The organism is Ruegeria sp. CDSC021 (assembly GCF_059610845.1).
Genome location: NZ_JBXWOK010000002.1, coordinates 37,380 through 61,776, shown reverse-complemented (window position 1 = coordinate 61,776; position 24,397 = coordinate 37,380). Strand labels below are relative to the sequence as shown.

At 57.9% G+C, this 24,397-nt stretch carries 25 protein-coding genes; 14 read left to right on the top strand and 11 right to left on the bottom strand.

The window, feature by feature from the left end; genetic code table 11:
- Positions 1 to 63: 63 nt before the first annotated feature.
- The 3 genes from AC2FGB_RS05165 to AC2FGB_RS05155 are packed head-to-tail and all read right to left on the bottom strand — an operon-like array spanning position 64 to position 2,158.
- Positions 64 to 591 carry a hypothetical protein gene (locus tag AC2FGB_RS05165; protein ID WP_496689087.1) on the bottom strand — a complete coding sequence of 176 codons (528 nt, stop codon included), beginning with the start codon at positions 589 to 591 and terminating at the stop codon, positions 64 to 66.
- A complete protein-coding gene (locus AC2FGB_RS05160; protein WP_496693532.1) occupies positions 588 to 1,436 on the bottom strand; it encodes a GNAT family N-acetyltransferase in 849 nt (282 codons plus the stop codon). The genes AC2FGB_RS05165 and AC2FGB_RS05160 overlap by 4 nt, the downstream gene beginning before the upstream one ends.
- A complete protein-coding gene (locus AC2FGB_RS05155) occupies positions 1,433 to 2,158 on the bottom strand; it encodes a 16S rRNA (uracil(1498)-N(3))-methyltransferase (protein WP_271948572.1) in 726 nt (241 codons plus the stop codon). The genes AC2FGB_RS05160 and AC2FGB_RS05155 overlap by 4 nt, the downstream gene beginning before the upstream one ends.
- 12 nt (positions 2,159 to 2,170) lie before the next feature.
- On the opposite strand from AC2FGB_RS05155, the gene ubiA reads away from it, so the two are divergent.
- The 3 genes from ubiA (at position 2,171) to AC2FGB_RS05140 (ending at position 5,419) form a co-directional block, all read left to right on the top strand.
- A complete protein-coding gene (gene ubiA, locus AC2FGB_RS05150) occupies positions 2,171 to 3,133 on the top strand; it encodes a 4-hydroxybenzoate octaprenyltransferase (protein WP_496676706.1) in 963 nt (320 codons plus the stop codon).
- A gap of 65 nt (positions 3,134 to 3,198) precedes the next feature.
- Positions 3,199 to 5,097, top strand: coding sequence for an OmpA family protein (locus AC2FGB_RS05145; RefSeq protein WP_496693531.1), 1,899 nt, complete (start codon positions 3,199 to 3,201; stop codon positions 5,095 to 5,097).
- A gap of 1 nt (position 5,098) precedes the next feature.
- Entirely contained in the window at positions 5,099 to 5,419 is a 321-nt protein-coding gene (locus tag AC2FGB_RS05140) for a hypothetical protein (protein WP_142635291.1), read from the top strand.
- 130 nt (positions 5,420 to 5,549) lie between these two features.
- Here the strand turns inward: AC2FGB_RS05140 and AC2FGB_RS05135 are convergent, their stop codons facing one another.
- Both AC2FGB_RS05135 and hemC read right to left on the bottom strand, forming a co-directional pair.
- A complete protein-coding gene (locus AC2FGB_RS05135) occupies positions 5,550 to 5,951 on the bottom strand; it encodes a carboxymuconolactone decarboxylase family protein (RefSeq protein ID WP_496693530.1) in 402 nt (133 codons plus the stop codon).
- A 469-nt stretch (positions 5,952 to 6,420) separates the two neighbouring features.
- Positions 6,421 to 7,380 carry a hydroxymethylbilane synthase gene (hemC, locus tag AC2FGB_RS05130; protein ID WP_271948580.1) on the bottom strand — a complete coding sequence of 320 codons (960 nt, stop codon included), beginning with the start codon at positions 7,378 to 7,380 and terminating at the stop codon, positions 6,421 to 6,423.
- 107 nt (positions 7,381 to 7,487) lie between these two features.
- Here hemC and hemE point away from each other — a divergent pair, with 107 nt between their 5' ends.
- Entirely contained in the window at positions 7,488 to 8,522 is a 1,035-nt protein-coding gene (gene hemE, locus AC2FGB_RS05125) for a uroporphyrinogen decarboxylase (protein WP_496689096.1), read from the top strand.
- Here the strand turns inward: hemE and AC2FGB_RS05120 are convergent.
- Positions 8,519 to 9,613 carry a CaiB/BaiF CoA transferase family protein gene (locus AC2FGB_RS05120; RefSeq protein WP_496693529.1) on the bottom strand — a complete coding sequence of 365 codons (1,095 nt, stop codon included), beginning with the start codon at positions 9,611 to 9,613 and terminating at the stop codon, positions 8,519 to 8,521. The two genes, hemE and AC2FGB_RS05120, sit on opposite strands and share 4 nt — an antisense overlap.
- Before the next feature lie 154 nt (positions 9,614 to 9,767).
- Here AC2FGB_RS05120 and AC2FGB_RS05115 point away from each other — a divergent pair, with 154 nt between their 5' ends.
- The 6 genes from AC2FGB_RS05115 (at position 9,768) to uvrC (ending at position 16,467) form a co-directional block, all read left to right on the top strand.
- Positions 9,768 to 10,697, top strand: coding sequence for an ABC transporter ATP-binding protein (locus AC2FGB_RS05115; RefSeq protein WP_496689100.1), 930 nt, complete (start codon positions 9,768 to 9,770; stop codon positions 10,695 to 10,697).
- Positions 10,694 to 11,455 (top strand): ABC transporter permease, encoded by a 762-nt coding sequence (locus AC2FGB_RS05110; RefSeq protein ID WP_271948588.1) that lies wholly within the window; start codon positions 10,694 to 10,696, stop codon positions 11,453 to 11,455. Before AC2FGB_RS05115 ends, AC2FGB_RS05110 begins: the two co-directional genes overlap by 4 nt.
- Positions 11,456 to 11,568: 113 nt before the next feature.
- Positions 11,569 to 12,366 (top strand): S49 family peptidase, encoded by a 798-nt coding sequence (locus AC2FGB_RS05105; RefSeq protein WP_496676722.1) that lies wholly within the window; start codon positions 11,569 to 11,571, stop codon positions 12,364 to 12,366.
- 168 nt (positions 12,367 to 12,534) lie between these two features.
- Positions 12,535 to 13,497 (top strand): calcium/sodium antiporter, encoded by a 963-nt coding sequence (locus AC2FGB_RS05100; protein WP_142635277.1) that lies wholly within the window; start codon positions 12,535 to 12,537, stop codon positions 13,495 to 13,497.
- 16 nt (positions 13,498 to 13,513) lie between these two features.
- Entirely contained in the window at positions 13,514 to 14,293 is a 780-nt protein-coding gene (locus AC2FGB_RS05095; protein WP_271948592.1) for an SDR family oxidoreductase, read from the top strand.
- Between the two features lie 290 nt (positions 14,294 to 14,583).
- Positions 14,584 to 16,467, top strand: a complete 1,884-nt coding sequence (uvrC, locus tag AC2FGB_RS05090) for an excinuclease ABC subunit UvrC (protein WP_496689107.1) — start codon at positions 14,584 to 14,586, stop codon at positions 16,465 to 16,467.
- Here uvrC and AC2FGB_RS05085 read toward each other — a convergent pair.
- On the bottom strand, positions 16,464 to 17,348 hold the full coding sequence (locus AC2FGB_RS05085; RefSeq protein ID WP_281995276.1) for a DMT family transporter: 885 nt from the start codon (positions 17,346 to 17,348) through the stop codon (positions 16,464 to 16,466). The two genes, uvrC and AC2FGB_RS05085, sit on opposite strands and share 4 nt — an antisense overlap.
- 175 nt (positions 17,349 to 17,523) lie before the next feature.
- Between AC2FGB_RS05085 and pgsA the strand changes: the two genes are divergently transcribed.
- The 3 genes from pgsA to AC2FGB_RS05070 are packed head-to-tail and all read left to right on the top strand — an operon-like array spanning position 17,524 to position 18,889.
- A complete protein-coding gene (gene pgsA, locus AC2FGB_RS05080; protein ID WP_142635269.1) occupies positions 17,524 to 18,192 on the top strand; it encodes a CDP-diacylglycerol--glycerol-3-phosphate 3-phosphatidyltransferase in 669 nt (222 codons plus the stop codon).
- A gap of 3 nt (positions 18,193 to 18,195) precedes the next feature.
- Positions 18,196 to 18,441 (top strand): molybdopterin converting factor subunit 1, encoded by a 246-nt coding sequence (gene moaD, locus AC2FGB_RS05075; protein ID WP_142635267.1) that lies wholly within the window; start codon positions 18,196 to 18,198, stop codon positions 18,439 to 18,441.
- Between the two features lie 4 nt (positions 18,442 to 18,445).
- Complete coding sequence (locus tag AC2FGB_RS05070; RefSeq protein WP_142635265.1) at positions 18,446 to 18,889, top strand: molybdenum cofactor biosynthesis protein MoaE; 444 nt, start codon at positions 18,446 to 18,448, stop codon at positions 18,887 to 18,889.
- Positions 18,890 to 19,480: 591 nt separating this feature from the next.
- On the opposite strand, the gene AC2FGB_RS05065 is transcribed toward AC2FGB_RS05070, so the two are convergent.
- Positions 19,481 to 20,173, bottom strand: coding sequence for a Crp/Fnr family transcriptional regulator (locus AC2FGB_RS05065; RefSeq protein ID WP_142635263.1), 693 nt, complete (start codon positions 20,171 to 20,173; stop codon positions 19,481 to 19,483).
- Between the two features lie 179 nt (positions 20,174 to 20,352).
- Between AC2FGB_RS05065 and hemA the strand changes: the two genes are divergently transcribed.
- The gene (gene hemA, locus AC2FGB_RS05060; RefSeq protein WP_496693528.1) at positions 20,353 to 21,576 is read left to right on the top strand and encodes a 5-aminolevulinate synthase; all 1,224 of its coding nucleotides are present in this window, start codon (positions 20,353 to 20,355) and stop codon (positions 21,574 to 21,576) included.
- Positions 21,577 to 21,632: 56 nt separating this feature from the next.
- On the opposite strand, the gene AC2FGB_RS05055 is transcribed toward hemA, so the two are convergent.
- From AC2FGB_RS05055 to AC2FGB_RS05045, 3 genes are read right to left on the bottom strand one after another with little or no spacing between them, the layout of a single operon-like run.
- Complete coding sequence (locus AC2FGB_RS05055; protein ID WP_496693527.1) at positions 21,633 to 21,920, bottom strand: cytochrome C oxidase subunit IV family protein; 288 nt, start codon at positions 21,918 to 21,920, stop codon at positions 21,633 to 21,635.
- 5 nt (positions 21,921 to 21,925) lie between these two features.
- On the bottom strand, positions 21,926 to 22,474 hold the full coding sequence (locus AC2FGB_RS05050; protein ID WP_496693526.1) for a cytochrome c oxidase subunit 3: 549 nt from the start codon (positions 22,472 to 22,474) through the stop codon (positions 21,926 to 21,928).
- Positions 22,471 to 24,393 carry a nitric oxide reductase activation protein NorD gene (locus AC2FGB_RS05045; RefSeq protein ID WP_496693525.1) on the bottom strand — a complete coding sequence of 641 codons (1,923 nt, stop codon included), beginning with the start codon at positions 24,391 to 24,393 and terminating at the stop codon, positions 22,471 to 22,473. The genes AC2FGB_RS05050 and AC2FGB_RS05045 overlap by 4 nt, the downstream gene beginning before the upstream one ends.
- Positions 24,394 to 24,397: the final 4 nt, after the last annotated feature.

The window sequence follows — 24,397 nt, the reverse complement described above, 5'->3', positions numbered from 1 at the left end:
ACCGTGCTCCGATCCTGATGTGTCTGTCTTGTTGGTCAGTCGTGGTCGCAAACGAGGGCGGTGTCAATGCAACCGCATATGCGCAGGGCGCATCGACTGACGCTCCCAAATTACTACGGGATGTACGGCCCCACCGTTCAATTCCGACAACATATGTTCTGTTTTCAACCCCGGCAGCGCCGAGAACACGTCAAACAGCGCTTCGGCCCCTTCGGCATTCACAGGAATGTGAAGCGTCGGCTGGCCAGGCTGTTCCAACACCCAATGCGCCGGATTCGAGGATGGATCCAACGCCAACCGTTCGATTTCCCGCGTCGCTACCATGCCACCGTCCAGCGGGCCAAAATAGGATATCTGGCCTTCGTCGATGGTCACAACTCCGGGGCCACCGACGCCGGTGCGAAACCTGGAGCGCTGAACCCCGATCACGGCCAGTGCAAGCGACACCGCCACCAAAACCCAGCCCAACCAGCCCAGCAACCCACCCGGGCCGCTGATCCAGCTGAGGCCAACCAACAGAATGACACCGGCAACCAGCACTTCGCGCCAGCGCCACAGGGCCAGTTTCGCTTCGGGTCGGATGAAACTCATGCGGTATCCTCTGGGTTTATGAACAGGATGAGCGAGTACTGCCCCGCGGATTGAAAACCGATACCGATATAAGCACGCGCAGCGGAATCGGAAGCCGCAAACAAAACCGCGCGTTTCGCACCCGTACGGCGCGCCTCCTCCAGATGCAGCGCGACGGCCAGACGCGCATATCCACGGCCGCGCATTTCACGAGGTGTAAAGACCCCACCAATCTGCACGACTTCTTGCAAGCACGCGTTAAAACCAGTCATGGCGACAGGCCGATCGTCGACCAGCAACACACGATGAGAATCACGTGCGGTATAGGCGTCGCAATCCAAGCCAGACTGTTTTTGCGCTCGTGACGAATTGAATTCCATTGCTTCGATCAGGTAGTCAGACCGCCACCTTTCGACGATTTCACGATCAAACGCACCTAAAGGCACCAATTCTGCGCTTGTGGCATCCGGAATAGCAAGCTGTTCCAAATCCAGCGTGAAACCCGGTTCATCGCTGTTCAGCGTTGCCGGCCGATCCTCCCACCCCGCAAGACGCATGATCCGGCGGGCCTGTGTTGCCTCAGCCGCCATTCCGAACAAGGCACGCCCCCGGATCAGATCAATCGCAGCGGCCAGTTCTTCATCTGTGCAATCGGGACATTGCGGTAAAACCATGCCCTCATTCGTGATGGAGAACGCCGCACGGGGATCGTCGCCCAACACCCAGATATTAACGGCACGTCGGTCCGTGCCCCGCAATCCAAAATCACGCAGATTGGCCAAGGGGAACATCGACGTCTGAATGTGGCGCATTAGAAACTGGTCGATCTTCGGTACATCCGCCTCCTGCGCGAGACGCCAAATCATGACCAGTCCCCCAGCGCCTGCTGCCACATGGTCAGAGCCGCAACGGCTGCAGTATCCGCGCGCAGGATACGCGGGCCAAGACTGACGACATGGGCATAGGGTAAGGCGGTCAGCCGGGCACGTTCACGTTGGGAAAAGCCGCCCTCGGGTCCGATAAGGATCGCCCATGGCAACCCCTTTTCATGCGCCGCCAGGCGCAGGGCCGAGCCGACCTCGGCCTCGTTACAAAACATCAGTTGACGCCCCTCGGGCCAGCCATCCAGAACTCGGTCCAGCCGCTGCAGATCGGCGACCTCGGGCACGAAGGTACCGCCGCATTGCTCGGCGGCCTCGACCGCGTGGGCTTGCAAGCGGTCCTGACGGATACGTTCGGAATTGGTGAATTCTGTCTGCACCGGCATGATCCGCGCCGCACCCATTTCCGCCGCCTTTTCAACGATGAAATCGGTGCGTGCCTTTTTGATCGGGGCGAACAGGAACCACAGGTCAGGTGGCCGTTGCAGCGGTTTGGTCTGTTCGACACAGGTCAGTACACCGCCACGCTTTCCCGCTTCGGCCACTTCGGCCTGCCATTCTCCGTCCTGTCCGTTAAACAAGGCAACCTGCCCCCCCACAGCCAGGCGCATGACACCGAACAGGTAATGTGCCTGCTCGCGCGTCAATTCTACCGATTGCCCCGGACCCAAAGGGTGCTCTACATACAGTCTGATCTTTGCACTCATGAGACCTTACATATGCAAGGCAATGCGCCAACACCAGACGGTCAGGTCGCTGATGCGGTCAGCGGCAACTGGGTCGACACCTATGCGCCGGAATTCTCGCGCCCTTACCTGCGGCTGAGCCGGGCTGATCGGCCTATCGGCACATGGCTGCTGCTGATCCCCTGCTGGTGGGGACTGACGCTGGCCATCCTCAGCGACGGCACCCCGCGGTGGGAGGACCTCTGGATCGCCATCGGTTGTGCCATCGGTGCCTTTTTGATGCGCGGCGCGGGCTGCACTTGGAATGACATTTCGGACCGCGACTTTGATGCAAAAGTGGAACGGACCCGGTCGCGCCCGATCCCTTCTGGGCAGGTCAGTGTTCGGCAGGCCGCGATCTGGATGGTGCTGCAATGCCTGCTGGCATTGTTGGTTCTGCTGAGTTTCAACCAGGCCGCCATCGCCATGGGCGTGCTGTCCCTGTTGCCCGTCGCTGTCTACCCCTTCGCCAAAAGGTTCACCTGGTGGCCACAGGTATTTCTGGGACTGGCCTTCAACTGGGGCATCCTGCTGACCTGGGCCGCGCATACCGGAACGGTCGGCGGGCCGGCGATCACTCTGTACCTGGGTGGCATCGCCTGGACGCTGTTCTATGATACGATCTATGCGCATCAGGACGCCGAAGATGACGAGCTGATCGGTATCAAATCCACCGCCCGCCTGTTCGGCGCAGATACCGCGCGGTGGTTGAAGTATTTTCTGGCCGCAACCGTATCCCTGATGGCGCTGGCCATTATCGACGCCATGACAGGGCAGGAGCCGATTACAGCCATGTTCGTTGCACTGGCGGGACCTTGGGCAATGGGGTGGCATATGACGTGGCAACTGCGCGGGCTGGACACCGAAGACAACGCCAAATTGCTGCAGCTTTTCCGGGCCAACCGGGATACCGGCCTTATTCCGCTGATCTTCCTTTGCATTGCTGGGTTGCTCTGATTGCACCTCGGCGCGGGCCTCTGTAAGAGTCCTGCTCAATAACTTCAGGAGTCGTCTGCCCGCACATGCGCCTGCCCTATTTCCTAGCTGCCTCCCTGATATTCCTCGTTTCGGCCAGCCTATCGCTTGTGGCCGCAGGATATGCGGTAACCAAAGTTGAAGAAGCGTCGGAACTCGCCGTGCGGCGTGCGCTTGACCTAAAAGGGCATGACTGGGCCGAAGTCGAATCCGATGGCCTGCGCGTTGTCCTGACCGGCATAGCCATTGACGAAGCAACGCGGTTCAATGCGCTGACCGCAGCCGGGACCGAGGTTGATACCTCACGCGTTATTGACGACATGCAGGTCGCCCCCACCCGGCAACTGGCAGCACCGCGCTTTTCCGCTGAAATTTTGCGAAACGACAGCGGTATTTCGATTATTGGTCTGATACCCGCAAGCCAAGACCGCAGCGAGCTGATCGAAAGGTTGCGCCGGATGGACGGCGACACCGTTTCGGACCTGATGGAAACGGCGGATTACCCTATACCCGAAGGCTGGGACGACGCGTTGAACTATGCGCTCGAAGCGTTGACCCGCCTGCCGCGCGCCAAAATATCGGCCAGCCCCGGTTTGGTGAAAATCACCGCCATTGCAGACAGCCTGCGGGAAAAAGAACGACTGGAACAGAGCCTGACCCGCGCAGCACCTCCCAGTTTGCGAATCGGGTTGTCGATCTCGGCTCCGCGCCCCGTAATCACCCCCTTTACACTGCGCTACCTGATTGATGCCAACGGCGGCCAGTTCGATGCCTGCTCGGCCCAGAATGAAAAAGCGCGGGATGCCATCGTCGCTGCTGCCAAAGAAGCAGGCCTTGCTGGCCCGTTTAACTGTACAATCGGTTTGGGCGTGCCCTCACCCCGTTGGCCCGAAGCGGCAACGCTCAGCATTCGTGCCCTGTCCAAGATTGGTCAGGGTTCGGTCACGATTTCGGATGCGGATATCACGCTGGTGGCGGCGCAGGGAACAGAGGCTGGGGTCTTTGACCGTGTGGTGGGCGAGCTGGAAAATGCGCTGCCCGAGGTTTTCGCCCTGCACGCCGTCCTGCCCGAACCCGAAACCGACGACTCCACCGGCCCCCCCGAGTTCTCGACCACGCGCAGCCCCGAAGGGCTGGTCCAAATGCGCGGTCGTCTGAGCAATGAGACATCGCGCGACATGGCCGACAGTTTTGCCCGCGCGGCATTTGGATCGGAACAGGTTTATACCGCCACCCGCATCGCCTCCGACTTACCCGCAGACTGGCCGGTGCGTGTTCTGGCGGGGCTGGAAGCGTTGTCTCTGCTGCATAACGGCGCTCTGACTGTTACCCCTGACGACGTTTCTCTCAGCGGGGTCAGCTACGACCCGGACGCCAAAGCCCGTATCGCCGGATTGCTGTCGGAAAAGCTTGGGGATGCCAAAGGTTTCACCCTTTCGATCACCTATCAAGAGCCGCCGAAACCCGCAGACAGCCTGCCCGACCCAGAGCTGTGCGAAGACCAGCTTGCTGAGGTTCAGGCCAGCAGCAAAATCGCATTCGAACCGGGATCGGCCACGGTTGCCGCGGATTCGCGCGATACCGTCAATCAGATCGCCGAGATTCTGCGCGAATGCGGCCCCATCCGGATTGAAATTCAGGGCCATACAGATAGTCAGGGCCGCGAAGAGATGAACCAGCAACTCAGCCAGGCGCGGGCTCAGTCGATCCTGAATGAGTTGCGCGGACGCCGCATCCCAACGTCAAGCTACTCGGCCGTGGGATATGGTGAAACGCAACCGATCGCAGACAACGATATCGAGGCAGGCCGAGAAGAAAACCGTCGCATTGAATTCCGCCTGATCCGGCCCGAGCCCATTGCCAATTCCGAGACCGGGCTTGAGGCGCTGGAGGCCGAGACAGAGACGCCAGAAGACGCCGCAGATACCGGCGCAGAGGATCAGTAAGTTGAACAGAATAGAATTCATCATTGCCACCGCCATCATCCTGTTCGCAGCCTTCTGCATGGGGTGGTTCGCCAACTGGCTGGCCCATCGTCTGTCTCGTGTTCGCCAAAGCGACGTCGCCGATCTGGATCGCATGAGCCAGGAATTGCATGAGGCCGAAGAAACCCGCGATCAGGCCATCACCTATCTGCAACAGCGTGAGGCCGAGCTAACCAATCAGCTCACCCAGACCGAGGCGGAACTGGGCGCTGCCATGGACGGGTTGCGCGCCGCGCGGCAGGAGGCCGAAGAATTACGCGGCCGGATCAACAACGCGGACTAAGAGAACCAGAGGAATCGGCAACTTGCGACACCCGCAAATATAGGGCCCCGTTGTGTGTTTCAGACACCTGCCAAACCGGGCCCGAAAATCCCTTCAGCTTGATGCAGCTTGGGCACAGTTCAATTCATGATCATGTCTCAGAGGTTGTTTCTGCCTCGTCCAGAACCTTGCGCGCGACACGAAAGCATTCCAGCGCCTGCGGCACGCCACAATAGATGCCGATCACGTGAATAATGGCCCGGATTTCTTCTTTGTTGACGCCGTTGCTGATGGCGCCGCGACAGTGGAGTTCCCATTCGTGCATCTTGCCCAGCGCGCCGATCATGGACAGGTTCATCATTGACCGGGTCTTGGCGTCAATCACATCGTCGCCCCAGCCGAAACCCCAGCACCAAGCGGTCATTGCCTCTTGAAACGGCCGGGTAAAATCGTCGGCGGCGGCCAGGTTTTCCTCAACATATTCCGCGCCCAGGGTGCTTTTGCGTTGCTCCAGCCCTCTGAGGAACAGATCTTCGTCGAAAGTCTCGGCCATCTTGGTCTCCGGTAATCGTCACAATGAAGCGGTGTGCTGAAGCACTCTACGCCTCTTACAGGTACTATCAACGCTTGCACTTTACACCGGATAAGAAAATGCGACGGATTTTCTAGCCCCTTGGCACGAGGATCATTCCACTGCCCCGCGCATCCAGTCTTGAAGACAGGCAATTATATGTACTGACATCGCTTCACCAGCGGGCTGCGATTGTGCAAGCGGTTCAAGACGTCGCGGCTATTTGAGACACCCAAAAGTAAACGGGCCGCCGTCTTAATGAGACAGCGGCCCTTACTGACTGAATGTCGGGGTTTGGTCTCGCCCCCTCGAATACCACTTAAAAATGGACAGACTAACAAAAACTTTCGACTTCTTCGAGACCAACCCGATTTCTCAATCGGTGTGCATCCTTAATGCCTGATCTTTGAGAGCGCGACAGTGAACTAGTTCACATTAAATAAATTTATCTTCAATTCTTCCAATCAAAGAACCCGGGGCCGGCCTTTGTCAGTAGTTTTTCGGCCATCGCGCGCGCCATTTCTGCACCATCACCAATCACGCCAGTGGCGTCTTCGGCGATAGAATCAGACCCGTCCGGGCGCAGGACTTCTCCGCGCAGGCGCAGAATGCCACCGCTGATATCAGCCAGCCCGGCAATCGGAGTCTCGCAGGACCCGTCAAGCGCGGCCAGCAAGGCGCGCTCGGCCAAAAGTCGATACCCGGTTTCGCTATGATGAATTGCCTCCAACATCCCTGCAGCACGGGGATCGTCACTGCGGCGTTCGATACCGATTGTACCTTGTGCAATAGCGGGCAGCATATCCTCGGGCGAGATAGCAGTTGCGGGAACGTCGTCCATATTCAGGCGCCGGATACCTGCCATCGCCAGAAACGTGCAATCCGCTACGCCATCGGTCAGTTTCTTCAGGCGCGTTTGCACGTTGCCACGGAACTCGACCACATTCAGGTCAGGGCGCCGGTTCAACAGCTGAGCCCGGCGGCGCAAAGACGAGGTGCCAACCACCGCGCCATTGGGCAGGTCATGAATAGAGTTCAGGCTGGGCGAAATAAAAGCGTCGCGCACATCTTCGCGCGGCAGGAACGTGTCCAACACAAGACCCGCGGGCTGTTCGACCGGCATGTCCTTGGTCGAATGCACAGCGATGTCGATATCACCTCGCAGCATCGCTTCTTCGATTTCCTTAGTGAACAGGCCTTTGTTGCCGATCTCTTTCAGCGGGCGGTCAGCGTCGATCATCGCGCGATTGTCGCCGGTAGTCTTGATCACCACGATTTCGAATGCATCTTCGGGCAGATCAAAGGCTGTGCCTAACCGCTGCCGGGTTTCATAGGCTTGCGCCAGCGCCAGGGGCGAACCACGGGTGCCGATTTTCAGCGGTGAGGCGGGTGAAGGCAGGGTCAATGTCATGGACACAGCTTTAGTCGCGTCACATTGCCCTGACAATGGGGGCAGAGCTTGACAAATTGCCGCCGAAGGAAGACCCGTTGCCACAAACCAGACGATTGGGGGCACAGATGGCCGAAACAAAGAAACTGCTGCGGGCATTGGCAGGACAGGTGCAGGATGTGCCTCCAATCTGGATGATGCGCCAGGCCGGACGGTATCTGCCAGAATATCGTGCAACGCGCGCGCAGGCCGGGGATTTCCTGTCTCTGTGCTACAATCCCGAGCTTGCGGCCGAGGTCACATTGCAGCCGATCCGTCGCTATGGGTTCGATGCAGCTATCCTGTTTGCGGATATCCTGCTGGTACCACAGGCGCTGGGTGCGGATCTTTGGTTTGTCACCGGTGAAGGCCCGCGTTTGTCGACCATCACGCAGCAATCCGAGTTTGATGCGCTGAAATCGGTCGAGGATATCCACGAAACACTCTCGCCAGTCTATGAGACAGTGCGCATCCTGTCACAGGAGTTGCCGTCCGAGACAACCTTGATCGGTTTTGCTGGCGCGCCGTGGACAGTGGCGACCTACATGATCGCCGGACGCGGCACCCCGGATCAAGGCCCCGCCCATGCGCTGCGCGAGGGGAATACTGCGCTGTTCGAAGCGCTGCTGGACCGGATCACGCTGGCCACGATCGAATATCTTTCAGCCCAGATCGAGGCAGGCGCCGAGGTAGTCAAGATATTCGACAGCTGGGCCGGATCGCTGAAGGGTGAGGCGTTCCGCAAATATGCGGTCGAGCCGTGCCGCGTAATCACCCAGGCCATCAAGGAACGCCACCCCGGCATCCCGGTGATCGGATTCCCGCGAGAGGCCGGAGATGGCTATATCGGGTTCGCCAAAACCACGGGGGTTGATTGCGTCGCGCTGGACAATTCGGTCTCGCCGGAATGGGGCGCCGAGCATGTCCAGGTGGATGGTTGCGTACAAGGCAATCTGGCGTCGTCGCATATGGTGACCGGCGGTCAAGCGCTGGTGGACGAGACCCGGCGGATTGTCGATGTATTCTCCAAAGGGCCGCATATCTTCAATCTGGGTCATGGCATCACGCCCGATGCCGATCCCGACAACGTTCAGCGTATGATCGACGCAGTGCGCAACCGCTAGGCTTTGGGTCGGGCGTCCAGCTCGGCCAGTATGTCTTGTGTATGATCTCCGCGGCGCGGGCTGGGTCTGAGCTTCCACTCCCGCTCGGAAAACCGCGGCGCGGCGGCGGCCTGTAGCATACCGTCGGGGGCAAGCCAGATCTGGCGTGCTGTGTTCATGGCATGGTTCTGCGCTTCGGACGGGTTGAGCACCGGTGCAACACAGGCGTCACTTGCTGCAAACAGCGCCGCCCAATGATCACGTGGTTTGCCAGCAAAGATTTCAGCCAGCCGCCGGGTCAGCGCGGGCCAGGTGGAAGCATCATATTGCTGCCGAAATTCGGGATCGCCAGACAGGTCCAATATCTGCAGGAACTCGGCATAGAATTTCGGCTCCAGGCACTGCACCGCCACAAATCCACCATCAGAGCAGGCATAGGTTCGGCTCCAATGGGGACCGTCCAGAAGGCTGTGTCCGCGAGTATCTGACAGGTTTCCGGTTTGGCGCAGGCTCATCAGCAGGTTCATCATATGGGCCGAGCCGTCATAAATAGCGGCGTCCACGACCGTGCCCTTTCCTGTGCGTGCCGCATTCAGCAATCCGGCCAGAATGCCCGCGACCAGATACATGGCACCGCCACCGATATCACCCACCAAAGTGGCCGGGGTTTGCGGCGGTTGGTCCGGTTGCGACGCATACCAAAGCGCCCCGGACAGTGCGATATAGTTCAGATCGTGCCCGGCATTCTTGGACAAGGGGCCGTCCTGTCCCCAACCCGTCATACGGCCATAAATCAGCTTTGGGTTCAGATCGCGACAGATATCAGGGCCAAGGCCCAGCTTTTCCATCACACCGGGTCGAAACCCTTCGATCAGTGCATCAGCCGTGGCGATCAGGCGCCGGGCCACATCCAGATCGGCCGGGTCTTTGAGGTTCAGGCTGATCGAGCGCTTACCCCGATCCAGAACTGACTGTTCGGGCATGCCCGGAGTCGCGGCCTGCCCCGTGCGGTGGACGGTGATCACATCTGCACCGAGATCGGCCAACAGCATGGCGGCAAAGGGACCGGGGCCCAGGCCCTCGATTTCGATGATCCGAATTCCACTTAACATACCAGTCCTCCTGCCCGCGCAGGGTTTCGGGGCCAGCCAGGAAATGCAAGCCCGGACTGGAAAGGCCAATTGGAAAGCTGAGCAAAATGTGTGAATTGGGCCTGTTCTGTGGCTAACTCGCAGGGTAGTGTCGCCGCCAGAACGGGGGAGGCGCATGACAACAATTCTGTCCATCAGGGATTTGCGAAAGTCCTATGCCGGAGGTTTTGAGGCGCTAAAGGGCGTGTCTCTGGACATCGAGCAGGGAGAAATCCTGGCTCTGCTGGGTCCCAACGGTGCAGGCAAGACCACGCTGATTTCGACGGTGTGTGGAATAACGACGCCAACCTCAGGAAGCGTGACCGTCGGCGGCCACGATATCCAGACTGATTTTCGCGCAGCCCGCCGGATGATCGGTTTGGTTCCGCAGGAGATCGCGCTCGAACCCTTTGAAAAGGTCTGGAACACTGTGCGATTGTCGCGCGGGCTGTTCGGGCTTGGGCAGAACAACGCACGTATCGAAGAAATTCTGCGCAAATTGTCTTTGTGGGAAAAACGCAAAAACGCGATCAAAGAACTATCGGGCGGTATGAAACGTCGGGTTCTGATCGCAAAAGCGCTGGCACACGAGCCGCGTGTTCTGTTTCTGGACGAGCCGACCGCAGGTGTTGATGTCGAACTGCGCAAAGACATGTGGGAAATCGTGGCCGAGTTGAAGCAGGCCGGTGTCACCATCATTCTAACCACCCACTATATCGAAGAGGCCGAGGCCATTGCCGACCGTGTCGGCGTCATCGACAAGGGTGAGCTGCTGCTGGTCCAGGACAAAGACACGTTGATGTCTCAGATGGGGAAGAAGCAGATCGAAGTCATGCTGACCGAGCCCATTGAAACCGTCCCCGACAGCCTGTCAGCGCATAACCTCAAACTCAACGGCAAGGGTGACACGTTGGTTTATACCTACGACACAAATGCCGACCGCACTGGCATCACCACCCTGTTGAACGATGTGGCCGAGGCCGGACTGATTTTACGCGATGTACAAACGCGTCAGTCCAGCCTTGAAGAGATCTTTGTCAATATGGTGTCGGGAGAAGCCACATGAACTGGTCCGCCATTACTGCCATCTACCGGTTCGAAATGGCCCGGTTCTTCCGCACCCTTGCGCAAAGCTTCATATCTCCGGTCCTGTCGACATCGCTGTATTTCGTTGTCTTTGGCACGGCGATCGGCAGCCGCATCCAAGAGGTCGAAGGCGTCTCCTATGGCGCATTCATCGTTCCGGGGCTGGTCATGTTATCTGTTGTGACGCTGTCGATCTCGAACGCCTCTTTCGGGATCTATTTCCCAAAGTTTCTGGGAACGATATATGAGCTTCTTTCGGCGCCGGTGAATTTCATCGAGATCGTCATCGGCTACGTCGGAGCGGCGGCGACAAAATCGCTGTTTGTGGGTGTCGTGATCCTTGTGACCTCTGCATTCTTTGTGGATTTGCGTATTGAACACCCGCTTGCCATGGTGACATTTCTAGTCCTGACCTGCCTCAGCTTTTCCTTGCTGGGCTTCATCATCGGCATCTGGGCCAGCAATTTCGAGCAGATGTCTTTGGTTCCGCAACTCGTGGTGACACCGCTGATCTTTCTGGGCGGTACCTTTTATTCGATTTCGATGCTGCCCCCGCTGTGGCAGACCATCACCCTGTTCAACCCGGTCGTCTATCTGATCTCGGGCTTTCGCTGGTCGTTTTACGGCCTGGCCGATGTGCCGATCATGTTCAGCCTTTTGGCCATACTGGCGTTTACCGGCGTGTGTCTGGGCATCATCGGATGGATCTTCAAAACTGGCTGGCGCATCCGGAGTTAGGCCATGGACGGCGTTGCATTTTTGCCCATCACCTTCAGTAAATACGTCCACGCGACCGATAACGGTCAGCCGCTCCCTTGTTTACCGCGTGGGCGCACTCTACATCGGCACCCATGAAGGTCAGCCTGCCGTTTCTCAAAAAACAGCCAACCGTTTCGGTCGTGCGCTTATCGGGTGCAATCGGCATGTCCGGGCGCGGGTCGATGTCTGACACAACTCTGGCGCCGGTTCTCGAAAAAGCATTTCGCAAAGGCAAACCTGCCGCCGTCGCGCTTGAGGTCAACTCGCCCGGCGGATCCCCGGTCCAAAGTTCATTGATCGGTGCGCGCATTCAGCGTCTGTCGAAAGAACTGGATGTTCCCGTCTTCGCATTTGTCGAGGATGTGGCAGCTTCGGGTGGCTATTGGTTGGCAGCGGCAGCTGATGAGATTTACGCCGATGACAGTTCGGTACTGGGTTCGATTGGCGTGATCTCTTCGGGGTTCGGCGCACATCTTTTCCTTGAGAGGCAGGGTTTCGAACGGCGAGTGCACACGGCGGGCCATTCGAAATCCATGTTGGATCCCTTTGCCCCGGAAAAACCTGAAGATGTCGCAAGGCTTGAAGGCCTGTTACGCGATATCCACGAGAACTTCACTGCTCATGTCAAAGCACGACGCGGGGCAAAGCTTGAAACGGGTGCTGATCTGTTCACTGGCGAAGTCTGGCTGGCACGCCGCGCGCATGAACTTGGCCTGATCGACGGCATCGGTCATCTCAAACCCAAAATGCAGGACCGGTTTGGCGATAAAGTAAAATTCCGCCGTTACGGGCTGCGCAAGCCATTCTGGTCACGGTTCGGCGCCTCCTTGGCACAGGACGCGGTTGCCGGACTTGAGGAGCGTGCCGCATACGCACGTTTCGGTTTGTAACGTGATTATCAAGATCGTGACCCTCTTTTTGATTGCCATGGGCGTCCTGGCAATGTTCGGCAAACTGCGGTTCCCGGGGCAGAAAAAACTACAATCCGCAAGATGCCCGCGCTGTCATCGGTTCAGGATCGGTAAAGGTCCCTGTGCCTGCGAAAAAGGAGGCCGCGCATGACGGCATGGCTGTTATCCGGTCTCGGTTTGTTGATCCTGTTGCTGGCGGGTGATGCGCTGGTACGCGGTGCCGTGAACCTCAGCCTGCGGATTGGAGTACCGGCGTTGATCGTTAGTTTGACGATCGTGGCATTCGGCACCTCGGCGCCAGAACTTCTGATTGCAATCAGTGCAATTAAGGAAAACGCACCGGGCATCGCCCTGGGTAACGTTGTGGGGTCGAACACGGCCAATATCCTGCTGGTGCTGGGCCTGCCTGCGCTGCTTGCCACGCTGCACACCAGCGAATGTGACAGCCGCAAGAACTATGTGTTCATGTTGCTGGCAACTGTTCTGTTCATCGGCCTTGCCTTCTGCGGCGTGTTCAACCTGTTCAGCGGCGCGATTTTGCTGGCTGCTCTCAGCTTTGTTCTATGGACCGCCTTCAGAGAAGCCCATGCCCATCGCAAGGCCTGTGGCAAAGCCTGCGCCGAGGATGACGATTTTGATGGCCTGGAAGAAGCCGATCCAGACATGCCCTATTGGAAGATTTCAGTCTACCTGGTGCTCGGACTGATAGGCCTGCCGATGGGCGCACATCTTCTGGTCGACAACGCTACAATCATTGCCCGCACTTACGGCGTCAGCGAGACTGTAATCGGACTGACACTTATAGCGGTGGGAACTTCCCTGCCGGAACTGGCGACCACTGTTATGGCTGCACTGCGCCGACAAGCCGATGTCGCATTGGGCAATGTTATCGGGTCCAACATGTTCAATCTGTTGGCCATTGTCGGCATTGCAACCCTGTTTGGGCGCATTCCTGTTGATCCAGAATTCCTGCGATTTGATCTTTGGGTCATGCTGGGCGCATCACTCCTTTTGGTCCCCTTTGTATTTTTCAAACGGGATATCACCCGCGGATGGGGAATTCTGTTGACAAGCCTTTACGCGGTTTACGTTATTTCCTTGTTGGTGTGACACAAAGAGAGGCCGCATGACCCGAGCCCTAGTTACCGGTGCCGGAATTCGCCTTGGTAGGGCAATGGCCCTTTATCTGGCCGGGCGTGGCTACGACGTGGCAGTCCATTACGCCTCCTCTGAACAAGAGGCATCTAAGGTTGTCGCTGAAATCAGGGCCCTGGGCCGCAATGCGGTAGCTCTGCAGGCCGACCTGTTAGAAGAAGCAAGCGTGGCTGCCCTGCTGCCACGCGCATCCGAGGCACTGGGCGGACCCATTACCTGCCTGGTCAACAACGCTTCGATATTTGAATACGACAACATCCACACGGCCACACGGCAAAGCTGGGACCGCCACATGAACAGCAACCTGCGGGCGCCATTCGTTTTGACTCAGGCGATGGCTGAACAGGGTCTGGAACCAGAAACCGATGATGCGGGCGAGCCGCTGGCAACGGGCCTGATTGTTAATATGGTCGACATGCGGGTCCGCAAATTGACGCCCGAATTCATGTCCTACACCGTCGCCAAAATGGGGCTATGGGCGTTGACCCGTACTGCAGCTCAGGCGCTAACCCCGGCGATCCGCGTCAATGCCATCGGACCGGGACCGACGATGCAGGGTCACAGGCAATCCGAAGATCACTTCAAAGCACAGCGCGCCAACACCATTCTGGAACGTGGGTCAAACCCCTCTGACATCACCGCTGCACTTGGGTATTTCCTGGATGCTCATGCGGTCACCGGCCAGATTCTCTGCGTGGATGGCGGACAGCATTTGGGATGGCAGACACCGGATGTTCTGGGCGTGGAATAACGTTTGGTGCTGGAAGTTTTGCACCGCTCTCATTTCTGTTATCAATCCGTTACAAAAATGTCTTTTTTTTCATACACTTGCCATGTGTAGAAATTTTTACTGTTTAAATTCAATAGATTACATATGTGCCTATTTTTTAAGCAAATCAAGGAATCCTTAATGAAACAAGGGAAAATTCAAGCCCAACAAAAGTTATCTGCACAGTTATCCACAGAATACGTGGATTTGTTTTCCCTTGATCTGAAGCGCTCAAGATTGCAGCCATGGTCAAAGAATCACATATTTTGGCCATGACCTCTCAAGACGACACCAACAGCTCTCAGAATGACGCCCAGTCGACAGGATACGCCTGCATCCAGCGATATGCGAAAACGCTCGACAGTTCACCTGGCGTGTACAGGATGCTGGATGCGGACAGCCGAGTTCTTTACGTCGGCAAGGCGCGCAATCTGAAGGCACGGGTGTCGAACTATACAAGACCGGGACACTCTGGCCGGATCGAGCGGATGATTGCGGCCACGGCCTCGATGATGTTCCTGACGACCCGGACCGAGACCGAGGCGCTGCTGCTTGAACAGAACCTGATCAAGCAGCTCAAACCGAAATACAACGTGCTGCTGCGCGACGACAAAAGCTTTCCCAATATTCTGGTGGCAAAGGACCATGTCTTTCCACAGATCAAAAAGCACCGGGGAGCAAAAAAGGAAAAGGGCGCGTATTTCGGCCCCTTCGCCAGCGCGGGTGCCGTGAACCGAACCCTGAACCAGCTGCAAAAGGCCTTCCTGCTGCGCAACTGTTCTGACTCGATGTTCGAAAGCCGCACCCGTCCCTGCCTGCTCTATCAGATCAAGCGGTGTTCTGGGCCTTGTGTCGGGTTGATCTCGGATCGGGATTACCGTGAAAGCGTCAAGGATGCGGAACGATTCCTGTCAGGCCGGTCGACCAAAGTGCAAGAGGAGCTGGCCGAACAGATGATGGCCGCGTCTGAGGCGATGGAGTTTGAACGCGCCGCTGGCCTGCGCGATCGTATCCGGGCGCTGACGCAGGTGCAGACCTCGCAAGGCATTAACCCGCGCGGTGTGGCCGAGGCGGATGTGATCGGCCTGTATATGGACAGTGGGCAGGCTTGCGTTCAGGTGTTCTTCATCCGCGCCAACCAGAACTGGGGCAACAAGGACTTCTATCCCCGCGTCGGGGCAGATGTGTCAGCCGCCGAGGTGATGGAGGCGTTTCTGGGTCAGTTCTACGACAACAAGGAACCACCCCGTCAGTTGATCCTGTCAGATGCCATTGAAAACGCCGATCTGATGCAAGAGGCGCTGACCGAAAAAGCCGGTCGCAAGGTAGAAATCCTTGTGCCCCAGCGTGGTGAGAAACAAGAACTTGTCGCAGGGGCCATACGCAACGCGCGTGAATCCCTGGCCCGGCGGATGTCGGAAAGTGCCACGCAGGCCAAACTGTTGCGCGGGATCGCCGAGGCATTTAATCTGGATGCCCCGCCAAACCGGATCGAAGTCTACGACAACTCCCATATTCAAGGAACAAATGCCGTGGGCGGCATGATCGTGGCCGGCCCCGAAGGTTTCATGAAAAATGCCTATCGCAAGTTCAACATTCGTGGAGATGACCTGACCCCCGGTGACGACTTTGGCATGATGAAAGAGGTGCTGACCCGCCGCTTTACCCGCCTGCAAAAAGAAGACCCCGACCGTGACAAGGGAATGTGGCCCGATCTGCTGCTGATTGACGGTGGCGCCGGGCAAGTGAGCGCCGTCCATGAGATTATGGCGCAGCACGGGGTCGAGGAGATCCCCATGATCGGTGTCGCCAAAGGCGTTGACCGCGACCATGGTAAGGAAGAATTTCACCGCACCGGCCAAAGGCCCTTTGCGCTGAAACGCAACGACCCGGTGCTCTATTTCATTCAGCGCCTAAGAGACGAGGCCCACCGGTTTGCCATCGGCACACATCGAGCCAAGCGTGCCAAGGCCGTGGGGGCCACACCGCTGGATGAAATCCCCGGCGTAGGGGCCGCGCGCAAACGTGCCCTGTTGGCTCATTTCGGCAGCGCCAAAGCAGTTGGCCGGGCCAACCTGGCCGATCTGAAAGCGGTCGAGGGGATTTCGGCCGGCTTGGCGCAAAAAGTCTATGATTTCTTCCACGACAAGGGCTAGGCCCGCCGCCCGCGCCACAGGATGTACAGCCCCGAGGCCACAATCAGCGCGCTGCCGATCCACATGGTCTGGTCTAGTTGCTCGCCGAACAGGAACACGCCCAGACCGATACCGAACAGCAGACGCGTATAGCGGAACGGCGTCACGGCCGAGACCTCTCCAATCCGCATCGCCTTCATAAGCGAGGCATAGGCCATCACACCCATAAGCACCGCACCGGTCAGAAACAGACCGTTGTACAGATCGAGCGGGACGATTGGCACGTCCTCCCACAGGCGATAGGCCAAACCGGCAACGATGATGCTGAGGAAGCCGTAAAAGCCCAAAACCTCGGTCCCCAGTGTCGCCGGGGCCGCGCGGCTGGCCAGATCGCGACCGGCAAAGCCCAACATGCCCAGCACCGCCAGAATGGACAGCGCCGAAAAGCTGTCTCCGGTCGGTTGCAGGATGACTACAACGCCAATCAGACCGATCAGAATCGCGCTCCACCGTCGCCAGCCAACTGTTTCACCAAAGATCAGCGCAGCGCCAGCGACAACGACCAACGGAGTGGCCTGCAAAATCACAGTAGCTGAAGACAAAGGCGTCAGCACAATGGCTAAGACATAGAATAACCGTCCGAATACCTCGAAGAGCACGCGCACTTTCATCGGGCGCGACAGGACATCCGGCTGAAAAAGTTGCGTGCCGCGCGCCAGTGCAACCGCCGCAAAGACCAGCGCCCCACCCACCCCGAACAGAACCATCACCTGCCAGATCGGTACGGCACCCGAAGCCGCTTTCAACAGCGCGTCTTCCAGCGCAAACCCCGCCATTGCGGCGATCATCCACAGGCTGCCGGTCAGATTTGACCGGGCATCGGTTTGTATATGAGCTGTCATGAGGTGCCTTCTGTCCCGGATACGTGCGGTGAACCTGACCGCAAATAGAACAAACTCCAAGGGGCATGGACGCACCACGCGCTGCCTGCGGCGCTTTGACCAAGTTCAGGGGACAAGTACGGTTTTTTGACTGTCTATCTTTTCTGTTGGATTTTAGCGATGTAGGGTCCGCTGCATGAAGTGGAACCTGCCCAATATTCTGACCGTCCTGCGTCTGCTGGCAGCCCCGGGGCTGGCCGTGATGTTTTTGTATTTCACCCGGCCCTATGCCGACTGGTTCGCGTTGATCCTGTTTCTGACAGCCGCCTTAACCGACTGGTTCGATGGCTATCTGGCACGAGCGTGGAAGCAGGAAACAAAAATTGGCGCCATGCTGGACCCGATTGCCGATAAGGCGATGGTGGTGATCGCGCTGATGATCTTGGTCGGGTATTCGGCCGAACACTGGACGCCGTGGCTGGTCCTGCCTGCCACTGTGATCCTGTTTCGAGAGGTCTTTGTGTCAGGCCTGCGCGAATATCTGGGTGATACGGCTGGAACGCTGAAAGTTACCAAACTTGCCAAATGGAAAACCACGGCTCAGATGGTGGCGATAGCCGTCTTGTTTTCACAGGGCATCTTCGAGCATTACTTTGTGATGGCCAGCTTCGGCATGGACCCAACGCTGATCGACCAGATTCTGACCGGGCAGGAAGACGACCTGAACGGCCTGCGCTGGCATCTTGAAGGGATGTTCTGGTCCAGTCGGATCGGCCTGTGGCTGCTGTGGATCGCAGCAGCGCTGACATTGATCACCGGCTATGACTACCTACGTAAAGCCATGCCACACCTGAAGGAGAACTAAGGGATGGATGTGCTGTATTTCGCATGGGTCCGCGAACGGATCGGACTGCCGAAAGAACGGGTTGAAACCGAGGCGGCCACCGTATCCGATCTGGTCGCAGAACTTAGCGCGCGCGAGGATCGCTATGCAGCGGCCTTTGCGGATCTGTCGGCCTTACGTGTTGCGCTGGATCAGGAATTGTCGGATTTTGACGCCCCGTTGGCGGGCGTTCGTGAGGTTGCCTTTTTCCCACCAATGACAGGTGGCTGAGGTCATGCGCATCGTGGTGCAGGAAGACCCGTTTGACCTAGGTACCGAGGCAAATGACTTTGCGGCGGGCGATGCTGCAAATGGCGCAATCGTGACCTTTACCGGTGTTGTGCGTGATCTGGCCACGGGCGATTTGGACGTGATGGAGATTGAGCATTATCCGGGCATGACTGAACGGGCCTTGACCCAGATTGCGCAAGAAGCAATAGACCGCTGGTCGCTGGGCAATGTGCTGGTGATCCATCGGCATGGCAGGCTCGCTCCGGGGGATCGGATCATGATGGTGGCCACTGCCGCACCGCATCGCAAGGATGCGTTCGAGGCGGCCGAATATCTGATGGACTACCTAAAATCCCGCGCCCCCTTCTGGAAGAAAGAAATCACCACCGCTGGTGCGGAGTGGGTTTCGGCCAAGGACGAAGACGAAGATGCACTGACCCGGTGGTAAACACGGGTCCCTGCATATAAGCCTTTGCAACATGCTGTTCGTATCCGGTGCTCACATGCTTATCATCGCGTGCTGCAAATTTGGATCCGCCAAAACTATGCTGGATAAAGGTGTTGGTTTCAGGCAGCCGCTCAGCTTCGGTCAACTCTAGAACCGTAAGCAAAACATCCCGCATGTGGGCAAAGATGTTGAGACAATCTTCCTCCGCCGAAGCCGCAAAAAAAAATGACTATCGACAGGAAAGCGGTAATCAACTCTGTCAGAATGCCGGTTCCAATTAGATAGTCGTTGAACGGATTTTTGACATCGTAGAAGCCCCTAAAGGTTAGAGTTTCCCATTCGATTTCGACCCTAAGAACAGACGGAAGATGCCGACTGGAACTTGACGGCATATCACGTCAGCTGCATGGACCCAGCAAGCACCAAAACCAGCTTGTTTTGAAGTTCTGGATTACCTGACGTTGCACAAGGCCCTTATCCGGAAACAGGGAATCGTGTTCACGGGATCGATGCGCATGTCCTAGCCTGAATAAAGAAGCACGTTCTCGGGGCTCTTTGGCGCACCCGGCAAACACCGGCCAATAAATTCGGTCACTTTTCGGAGGGGTCACTTTCTGCATAGTCTCGCAGTACTTGAATGTCCGAGAGCAGGGCATGTGTCCGGTCAATTTTAACGCCAAACGGCTTTAGCCGGGAAAAGGCGCGGCTCAGGCTTTCGGGCTTCATGCCCAGGCGCCCGGCAATCAACATCTTGTCATAGGGCAGCTCGACAACACAGTCCCCCATCTCGGCTTCGCAGAGAGTCAGAAGAAATTCTGCCACCCGCTGTGCGCCGGTCTGGGCCTTAAGCTGCTCAAGCTGGGCGACCAGAGAATGCAGATGGGTAAAGGTAGCTGCCAGAATTGACACCCCAATTTCCGGGTCCTCTCGCATAAGGGACAAAAGGACCGGACTTGGAATGTGCATGATCTCACAGGCCGAAACTGCCTCGGCCGAAACCGGATAGGGAACGTTACGCAAGGCGACCGCCTCGCCAAAGCTTTCGCCGCGGGTGAAAACGCTGACAACTGCTTCGGCACCGGTAGGGGACATGCGAAACAGCTTTACCCAGCCCGACAGAACCACATGAATGGCCTGGGCTTTTTCTTCCTGTAGAAAAATCGTCTCTCCGCGATCATATTTCCGCCAAATCGCGTGGCTTAACAGCGTGTCGATATGATGCTCGGGAAAGCTTTTGAGCAATAGTGACTGCTTGGCGATCGCTTTTAGTGCCTCATGCGCCACGAAGCTTTCCCCTCTTTTCTAGTTGCGTACCCGATCAGTACGTCCGTCCTCTCAAGGCTATGCCAAACCTTCGGCTTCCAAGCCAGCCTTTCCTTTCTGCGGCTTGACATTTGTCATGTTGCGTAGCGGGTCCGGCACATAGTCTTGCTGGAAAGCCAGTATTCCCAGGAGTGTTCGAGATGGACTACGAGCGTTTTTTTGGCGAAAGCCTTGAGCATCTGCGCGACGAAGGCAACTACCGCATCTTCATTGATCTACAGCGCCGCTGTGGCGCGTTCCCGAATGCTCGCCAGACGGACGGCGCTTTACAGCGCGACGTACGAATTTGGTGTTCCAACGACTATCTGGGAATGGGCCAGCATCCTGACGTAGTCGGGGCAATGCACGATGCACTCGACCGTTGCGGCGCGGGCGCAGGGGGCACACGCAATATCTCGGGCACGACACATGACCACGTTTTGCTGGAACAGGAACTGGCCGACCTCCACGGGAAAGAAGCCGCCCTTCTGTTCACCTCTGGCTATGTGTCGAACTGGGCGGCACTTGGGACGCTGGCTGCGAAGATCCCAAGTCTGATCGTATTCTCGGACGCTTTGAACCATGCCTCCATGATTGAAGGCATCCGCCATTCGCGGGCACAAAAAGTGATCTGGAAGCACAATGATCTGGCGGACCTCGAGGCAAAGCTGGCCGCAGCCGATTCAGATGCGCCCAAGATGATCGCCTTCGAATCTGTCTATTCGATGGATGGGGATATCGCTCCGATCAAAGAGATTTGCGACCTGGCGGATAGATATGGTGCGATGACCTATCTGGACGAGGTCCACGCCGTTGGCCTTTATGGCTCGCGCGGTGGTGGCATCGCCGAACGCGAAGGGTTGATGGATCGCCTGACCGTCATAGAAGGGACGCTGGGCAAGGCCTTCGGCGTGGTTGGTGGTTACATCGCGGCATCCGCTGCCTTGTGTGACTTTGTCCGCAGCTTTGCCAGCGGGTTCATATTTACCACCGCCCTCCCACCCGCAATAGCAGCTGGCGCTGCCGCATCGATCCGACACCTCAAGCAATCCAATACCGAGCGCGATCTGCAGAAAACCCGCGTTGCGCAGGTGCGCGCCAAACTGGACGCCGAAGGCATCCCGCATTTGCCCAATCCCAGCCACATCATCCCGGTGATGGTAGGTGACCCGGTGAAATGCAAATTCATCTCGGATACGCTGCTGGAAGAATTCGGGATCTATATTCAGCCGATCAACTATCCGACCGTTCCCAAAGGCACCGAACGCCTGAGAATTACCCCCTCTCCGGTTCATACGAACGAAGATATCGACCATCTGGTCGGTGCCTTATCGGCCCTGTGGCAACGGTGTCAGATCGCGCGAATGCCGATGGCCGCACAATAACTGAGGCGTCCCCGCACTTGGAGAACTGCCGCCCCACGGGGGCGGCTTTTTTCATGTCAAAACAGTGAGAGGCCGAAGATCACCATCGCAAATCCGGTCAGTACCATGGTGAAACCGCTCAGCCAGGCCGGGCTGTGCGTCAGGTCCAGATATCGTGCAAGGATAATGCGGGCTTTGGACAGGGCCAGGATCAAAATGCCTGCGCTCAACACCGGTGAGGACAGGGGGAGTATCGTCAGCAGGGCCGAAGCGGTGCTCAGAACCAACAGGCTGAGCCATGCGCGGGTGAGCGGGTTTGGGAGCATCCAGCGGGAGCTTTTTGGATCCGATGAGGTTTGGGTCATGCCCGTCATCCCAACAAGTAGATCACGGGGAACAGCATGATCCAGACGAGATCGACCATGTGCCAAAACTGGGCGCCGGCCTCGATGATGCGGGGATTGTCCCGCCAGGCGACCAGCAGCAGGATAACAACCCCAGCCAACACATGTGCCGCGTGGAAGCCGGTGAGCAGATAGTAGAACAGGAAGAACGGATGGGTCTCGTAGGTAATTCCTTGTGCAGCCTTGTCCGCGTATTCCACGCCTTTGATGATCAGGAATACAACGCCCAGCGCGGCGGCTGCGATTAGCGCCAGGCGGGCAGCAGTCCGACGCGCAATCTGCCGCCAATGCAAGGCTTGCGCGGCCAGATAGCCAGAGGTGACCAGAACCGCAGTGTTCAGCGCGGCTCCGGTGCGGTGCAGATGCGATTGCGCCTCGGCAAAGCCCGCCGGATCGGTCAGGCGCACGCCCATGAAAGCGATCAGGCCCGCACCAAAGACCAGCAGTTCCGAAATGATCAGAACCCACATCAGTAATTCGCCGGGCAACTCGTCGATAAGGGACGCTTCGCTCATGCGCCAACCAGTTGGCGGTAGATTTGCGGCAGCGCCATAGTCAGGCGATGCGGGTCCGGGATGACGGCAAAGCCGCCCTGCCCGAACATCCGCGGGAACCAGCTTTTACCTGTCTTGTCGATGGTGACGCCAAAGACCGATTGCCCGGCTCGGCGCGCCTCGCGCACGGCCATGTGGGTGTCTTCGATTCCGTGGCGGCCTTCGTAGTGGTCAAGATCATTGGGTTTGCCATCGGTGATCACCAGTAACAACCGGCGCTTACGCGTTTGGGTGGCCAGATCGGCCGAGCAATGGCGGATCGCGGCACCCAGCCTTGTATAGTGCCCCGGGCGTAACGATGCGATGCGCTGTTCAACCTGGCTGCCCATCACCTCATCAAACCGTTTGCAGCGTTGCACATAGACCCGCTGTCGTTTCAGTGAACTGAAGGCGTGAATGGCGAAATCGTCACCACAGGCGTTCAGGCCCCAGGCCAGCGCTGCCAGCGCCTCGCGTTCGATGTCGATCACGGCGCGGCCAGTCACGGCACTTTCGGTCGAGCGGCTGACATCCAGCAGGATAGATACCGCCAGATCGCGTGCCTCGGGGCGGGATTGTTGCCAGATGCGTTCGGTACCTTCACCGTTTGCACAGCGGTCAACCTGCGCCCGAACGGCGGCTTCTATGTCCAGTTGATCGCCGTCCAGATGGCCTCGGGTCATCACGCGGCCCGGGCGCAGCGCTTCGAACTGGCGTTTGACGGCGCGGATACGGCGGGCGGTGGCTGGGTCTTTTCCAAACTCGGCGGCATCATCACGAATATCGGCGTCCGAGGTTAGAACGTTGACGTGATCGGGCAGGTATTGCCCGGTGCGCACGTCCCATTCCGGATAGAGAATACGGCCCGACAGACGTTCGCGATTCACATCCTCGGGTGCCAGGTCCAGATGCAATTTCAGCTTGGTCGGTGGCGCCTTGGAAATCTGGCCCAAACCGATCTCATCCTGATCATCGGCGGCCTTTTTGGCATTGTCGGGATCATCGTCATCAATGCGACGGTTGATGTTCAGAAACTCGGCCCAGCTGAGGATCGCCTCGAATTTATGAAGGATAAAACTGTCACTGCGTTCAGCCTGGTCGGATTTGCGCCGCCGGGCACGGTGGGTTTTCTCACCCGATTCCTCGGGCGGGCCTTCGGTATCGGGGTTTTCGGCATTGTTATGCTCTGAAAAACCAACAGCGCGTAATTCCGGCCAAAGAGGGACAGGGCGGAAATGTTGATATCCGCGTGGGGCAGTCGGGTCATCGTCAAATGACATGAATTGCCTGGCCTTCGGGGATAAAGGCGCAGGGTCGCCCAGCCGATGGCGGATCAGTTCTTCAACCGCTGTTTCCACAGGCGGGAGGCCGGATTTGTTGCGGTCATGCAGAACACCTTTGCAAAGCTCGGTGTAAAGCGGTCGCAAGCCGGGGGCGTTGTCCAAGGTTGCATTAACCATCGTTTGTGCGGCGCTCAGCGCGTGCAGATCGGCGCGCAACGGATCACCTTCGACGATCCGGGTTCCCGCATGGGCCGCTGCGGCGGCCAGCCAAACATACAGCGCTCCGTTCGCCTCGCGCGCGGGAAACACCGCCAGACGGTCCGGGAGGCGCAGCACTTCGCCATCGAACGAAGCGCGCGGCATCAGTTCAACTTCGGTACCCAACCGACGGCGCCAGCTTAGGCGATAGTGTGAAACCTCGGGCGAGACCGGGCGCAATTCAACGCCCGGGCTGCCCCCAAGCCCGCGAAAAAGGACTGCCAGCCGCCCCGCGACCTCAGAAAGGTCGACCGCGGCTCCAACATGCACCTGGGGTGCATCGAGACGGCTGGCAAGGGAGTGCCACAGTTTCCCGATCGTTTCTTCGGGTTCCCATGGCTCAAAATCGATCCTGACCATCGGC

Excerpts from the sequence above, each read along its gene's own strand:
- AC2FGB_RS05165 (WP_496689087.1), bottom strand. The coding sequence starts at position 591 with ATGAGTTTCATCCGACCCGAAGCGAAACTGGCCCTGTGGCGCTGGCGC.
- AC2FGB_RS05160 (WP_496693532.1), bottom strand. The coding sequence starts at position 1,436 with ATGATTTGGCGTCTCGCGCAGGAGGCGGATGTACCGAAGATCGACCAG.
- AC2FGB_RS05155 (WP_271948572.1), bottom strand. The coding sequence starts at position 2,158 with ATGAGTGCAAAGATCAGACTGTATGTAGAGCACCCTTTGGGTCCGGGG.
- ubiA (WP_496676706.1), top strand. The coding sequence starts at position 2,171 with ATGCAAGGCAATGCGCCAACACCAGACGGTCAGGTCGCTGATGCGGTC.
- AC2FGB_RS05145 (WP_496693531.1), top strand. The coding sequence starts at position 3,199 with ATGCGCCTGCCCTATTTCCTAGCTGCCTCCCTGATATTCCTCGTTTCG.
- AC2FGB_RS05135 (WP_496693530.1), bottom strand. The coding sequence starts at position 5,951 with ATGGCCGAGACTTTCGACGAAGATCTGTTCCTCAGAGGGCTGGAGCAA.
- hemC (WP_271948580.1), bottom strand. The coding sequence starts at position 7,380 with ATGACATTGACCCTGCCTTCACCCGCCTCACCGCTGAAAATCGGCACC.
- hemE (WP_496689096.1), top strand. The coding sequence starts at position 7,488 with ATGGCCGAAACAAAGAAACTGCTGCGGGCATTGGCAGGACAGGTGCAG.
- AC2FGB_RS05120 (WP_496693529.1), bottom strand. The coding sequence starts at position 9,613 with ATGTTAAGTGGAATTCGGATCATCGAAATCGAGGGCCTGGGCCCCGGT.
- AC2FGB_RS05115 (WP_496689100.1), top strand. The coding sequence starts at position 9,768 with ATGACAACAATTCTGTCCATCAGGGATTTGCGAAAGTCCTATGCCGGA.
- AC2FGB_RS05110 (WP_271948588.1), top strand. The coding sequence starts at position 10,694 with ATGAACTGGTCCGCCATTACTGCCATCTACCGGTTCGAAATGGCCCGG.
- AC2FGB_RS05105 (WP_496676722.1), top strand. The coding sequence starts at position 11,569 with ATGAAGGTCAGCCTGCCGTTTCTCAAAAAACAGCCAACCGTTTCGGTC.
- AC2FGB_RS05100 (WP_142635277.1), top strand. The coding sequence starts at position 12,535 with ATGACGGCATGGCTGTTATCCGGTCTCGGTTTGTTGATCCTGTTGCTG.
- AC2FGB_RS05095 (WP_271948592.1), top strand. The coding sequence starts at position 13,514 with ATGACCCGAGCCCTAGTTACCGGTGCCGGAATTCGCCTTGGTAGGGCA.
- uvrC (WP_496689107.1), top strand. The coding sequence starts at position 14,584 with ATGACCTCTCAAGACGACACCAACAGCTCTCAGAATGACGCCCAGTCG.
- AC2FGB_RS05085 (WP_281995276.1), bottom strand. The coding sequence starts at position 17,348 with ATGACAGCTCATATACAAACCGATGCCCGGTCAAATCTGACCGGCAGC.
- pgsA (WP_142635269.1), top strand. The coding sequence starts at position 17,524 with ATGAAGTGGAACCTGCCCAATATTCTGACCGTCCTGCGTCTGCTGGCA.
- moaD (WP_142635267.1), top strand. The coding sequence starts at position 18,196 with ATGGATGTGCTGTATTTCGCATGGGTCCGCGAACGGATCGGACTGCCG.
- AC2FGB_RS05070 (WP_142635265.1), top strand. The coding sequence starts at position 18,446 with ATGCGCATCGTGGTGCAGGAAGACCCGTTTGACCTAGGTACCGAGGCA.
- hemA (WP_496693528.1), top strand. The coding sequence starts at position 20,353 with ATGGACTACGAGCGTTTTTTTGGCGAAAGCCTTGAGCATCTGCGCGAC.
- AC2FGB_RS05055 (WP_496693527.1), bottom strand. The coding sequence starts at position 21,920 with ATGACCCAAACCTCATCGGATCCAAAAAGCTCCCGCTGGATGCTCCCA.
- AC2FGB_RS05050 (WP_496693526.1), bottom strand. The coding sequence starts at position 22,474 with ATGAGCGAAGCGTCCCTTATCGACGAGTTGCCCGGCGAATTACTGATG.
- AC2FGB_RS05045 (WP_496693525.1), bottom strand. The coding sequence starts at position 24,393 with ATGGTCAGGATCGATTTTGAGCCATGGGAACCCGAAGAAACGATCGGG.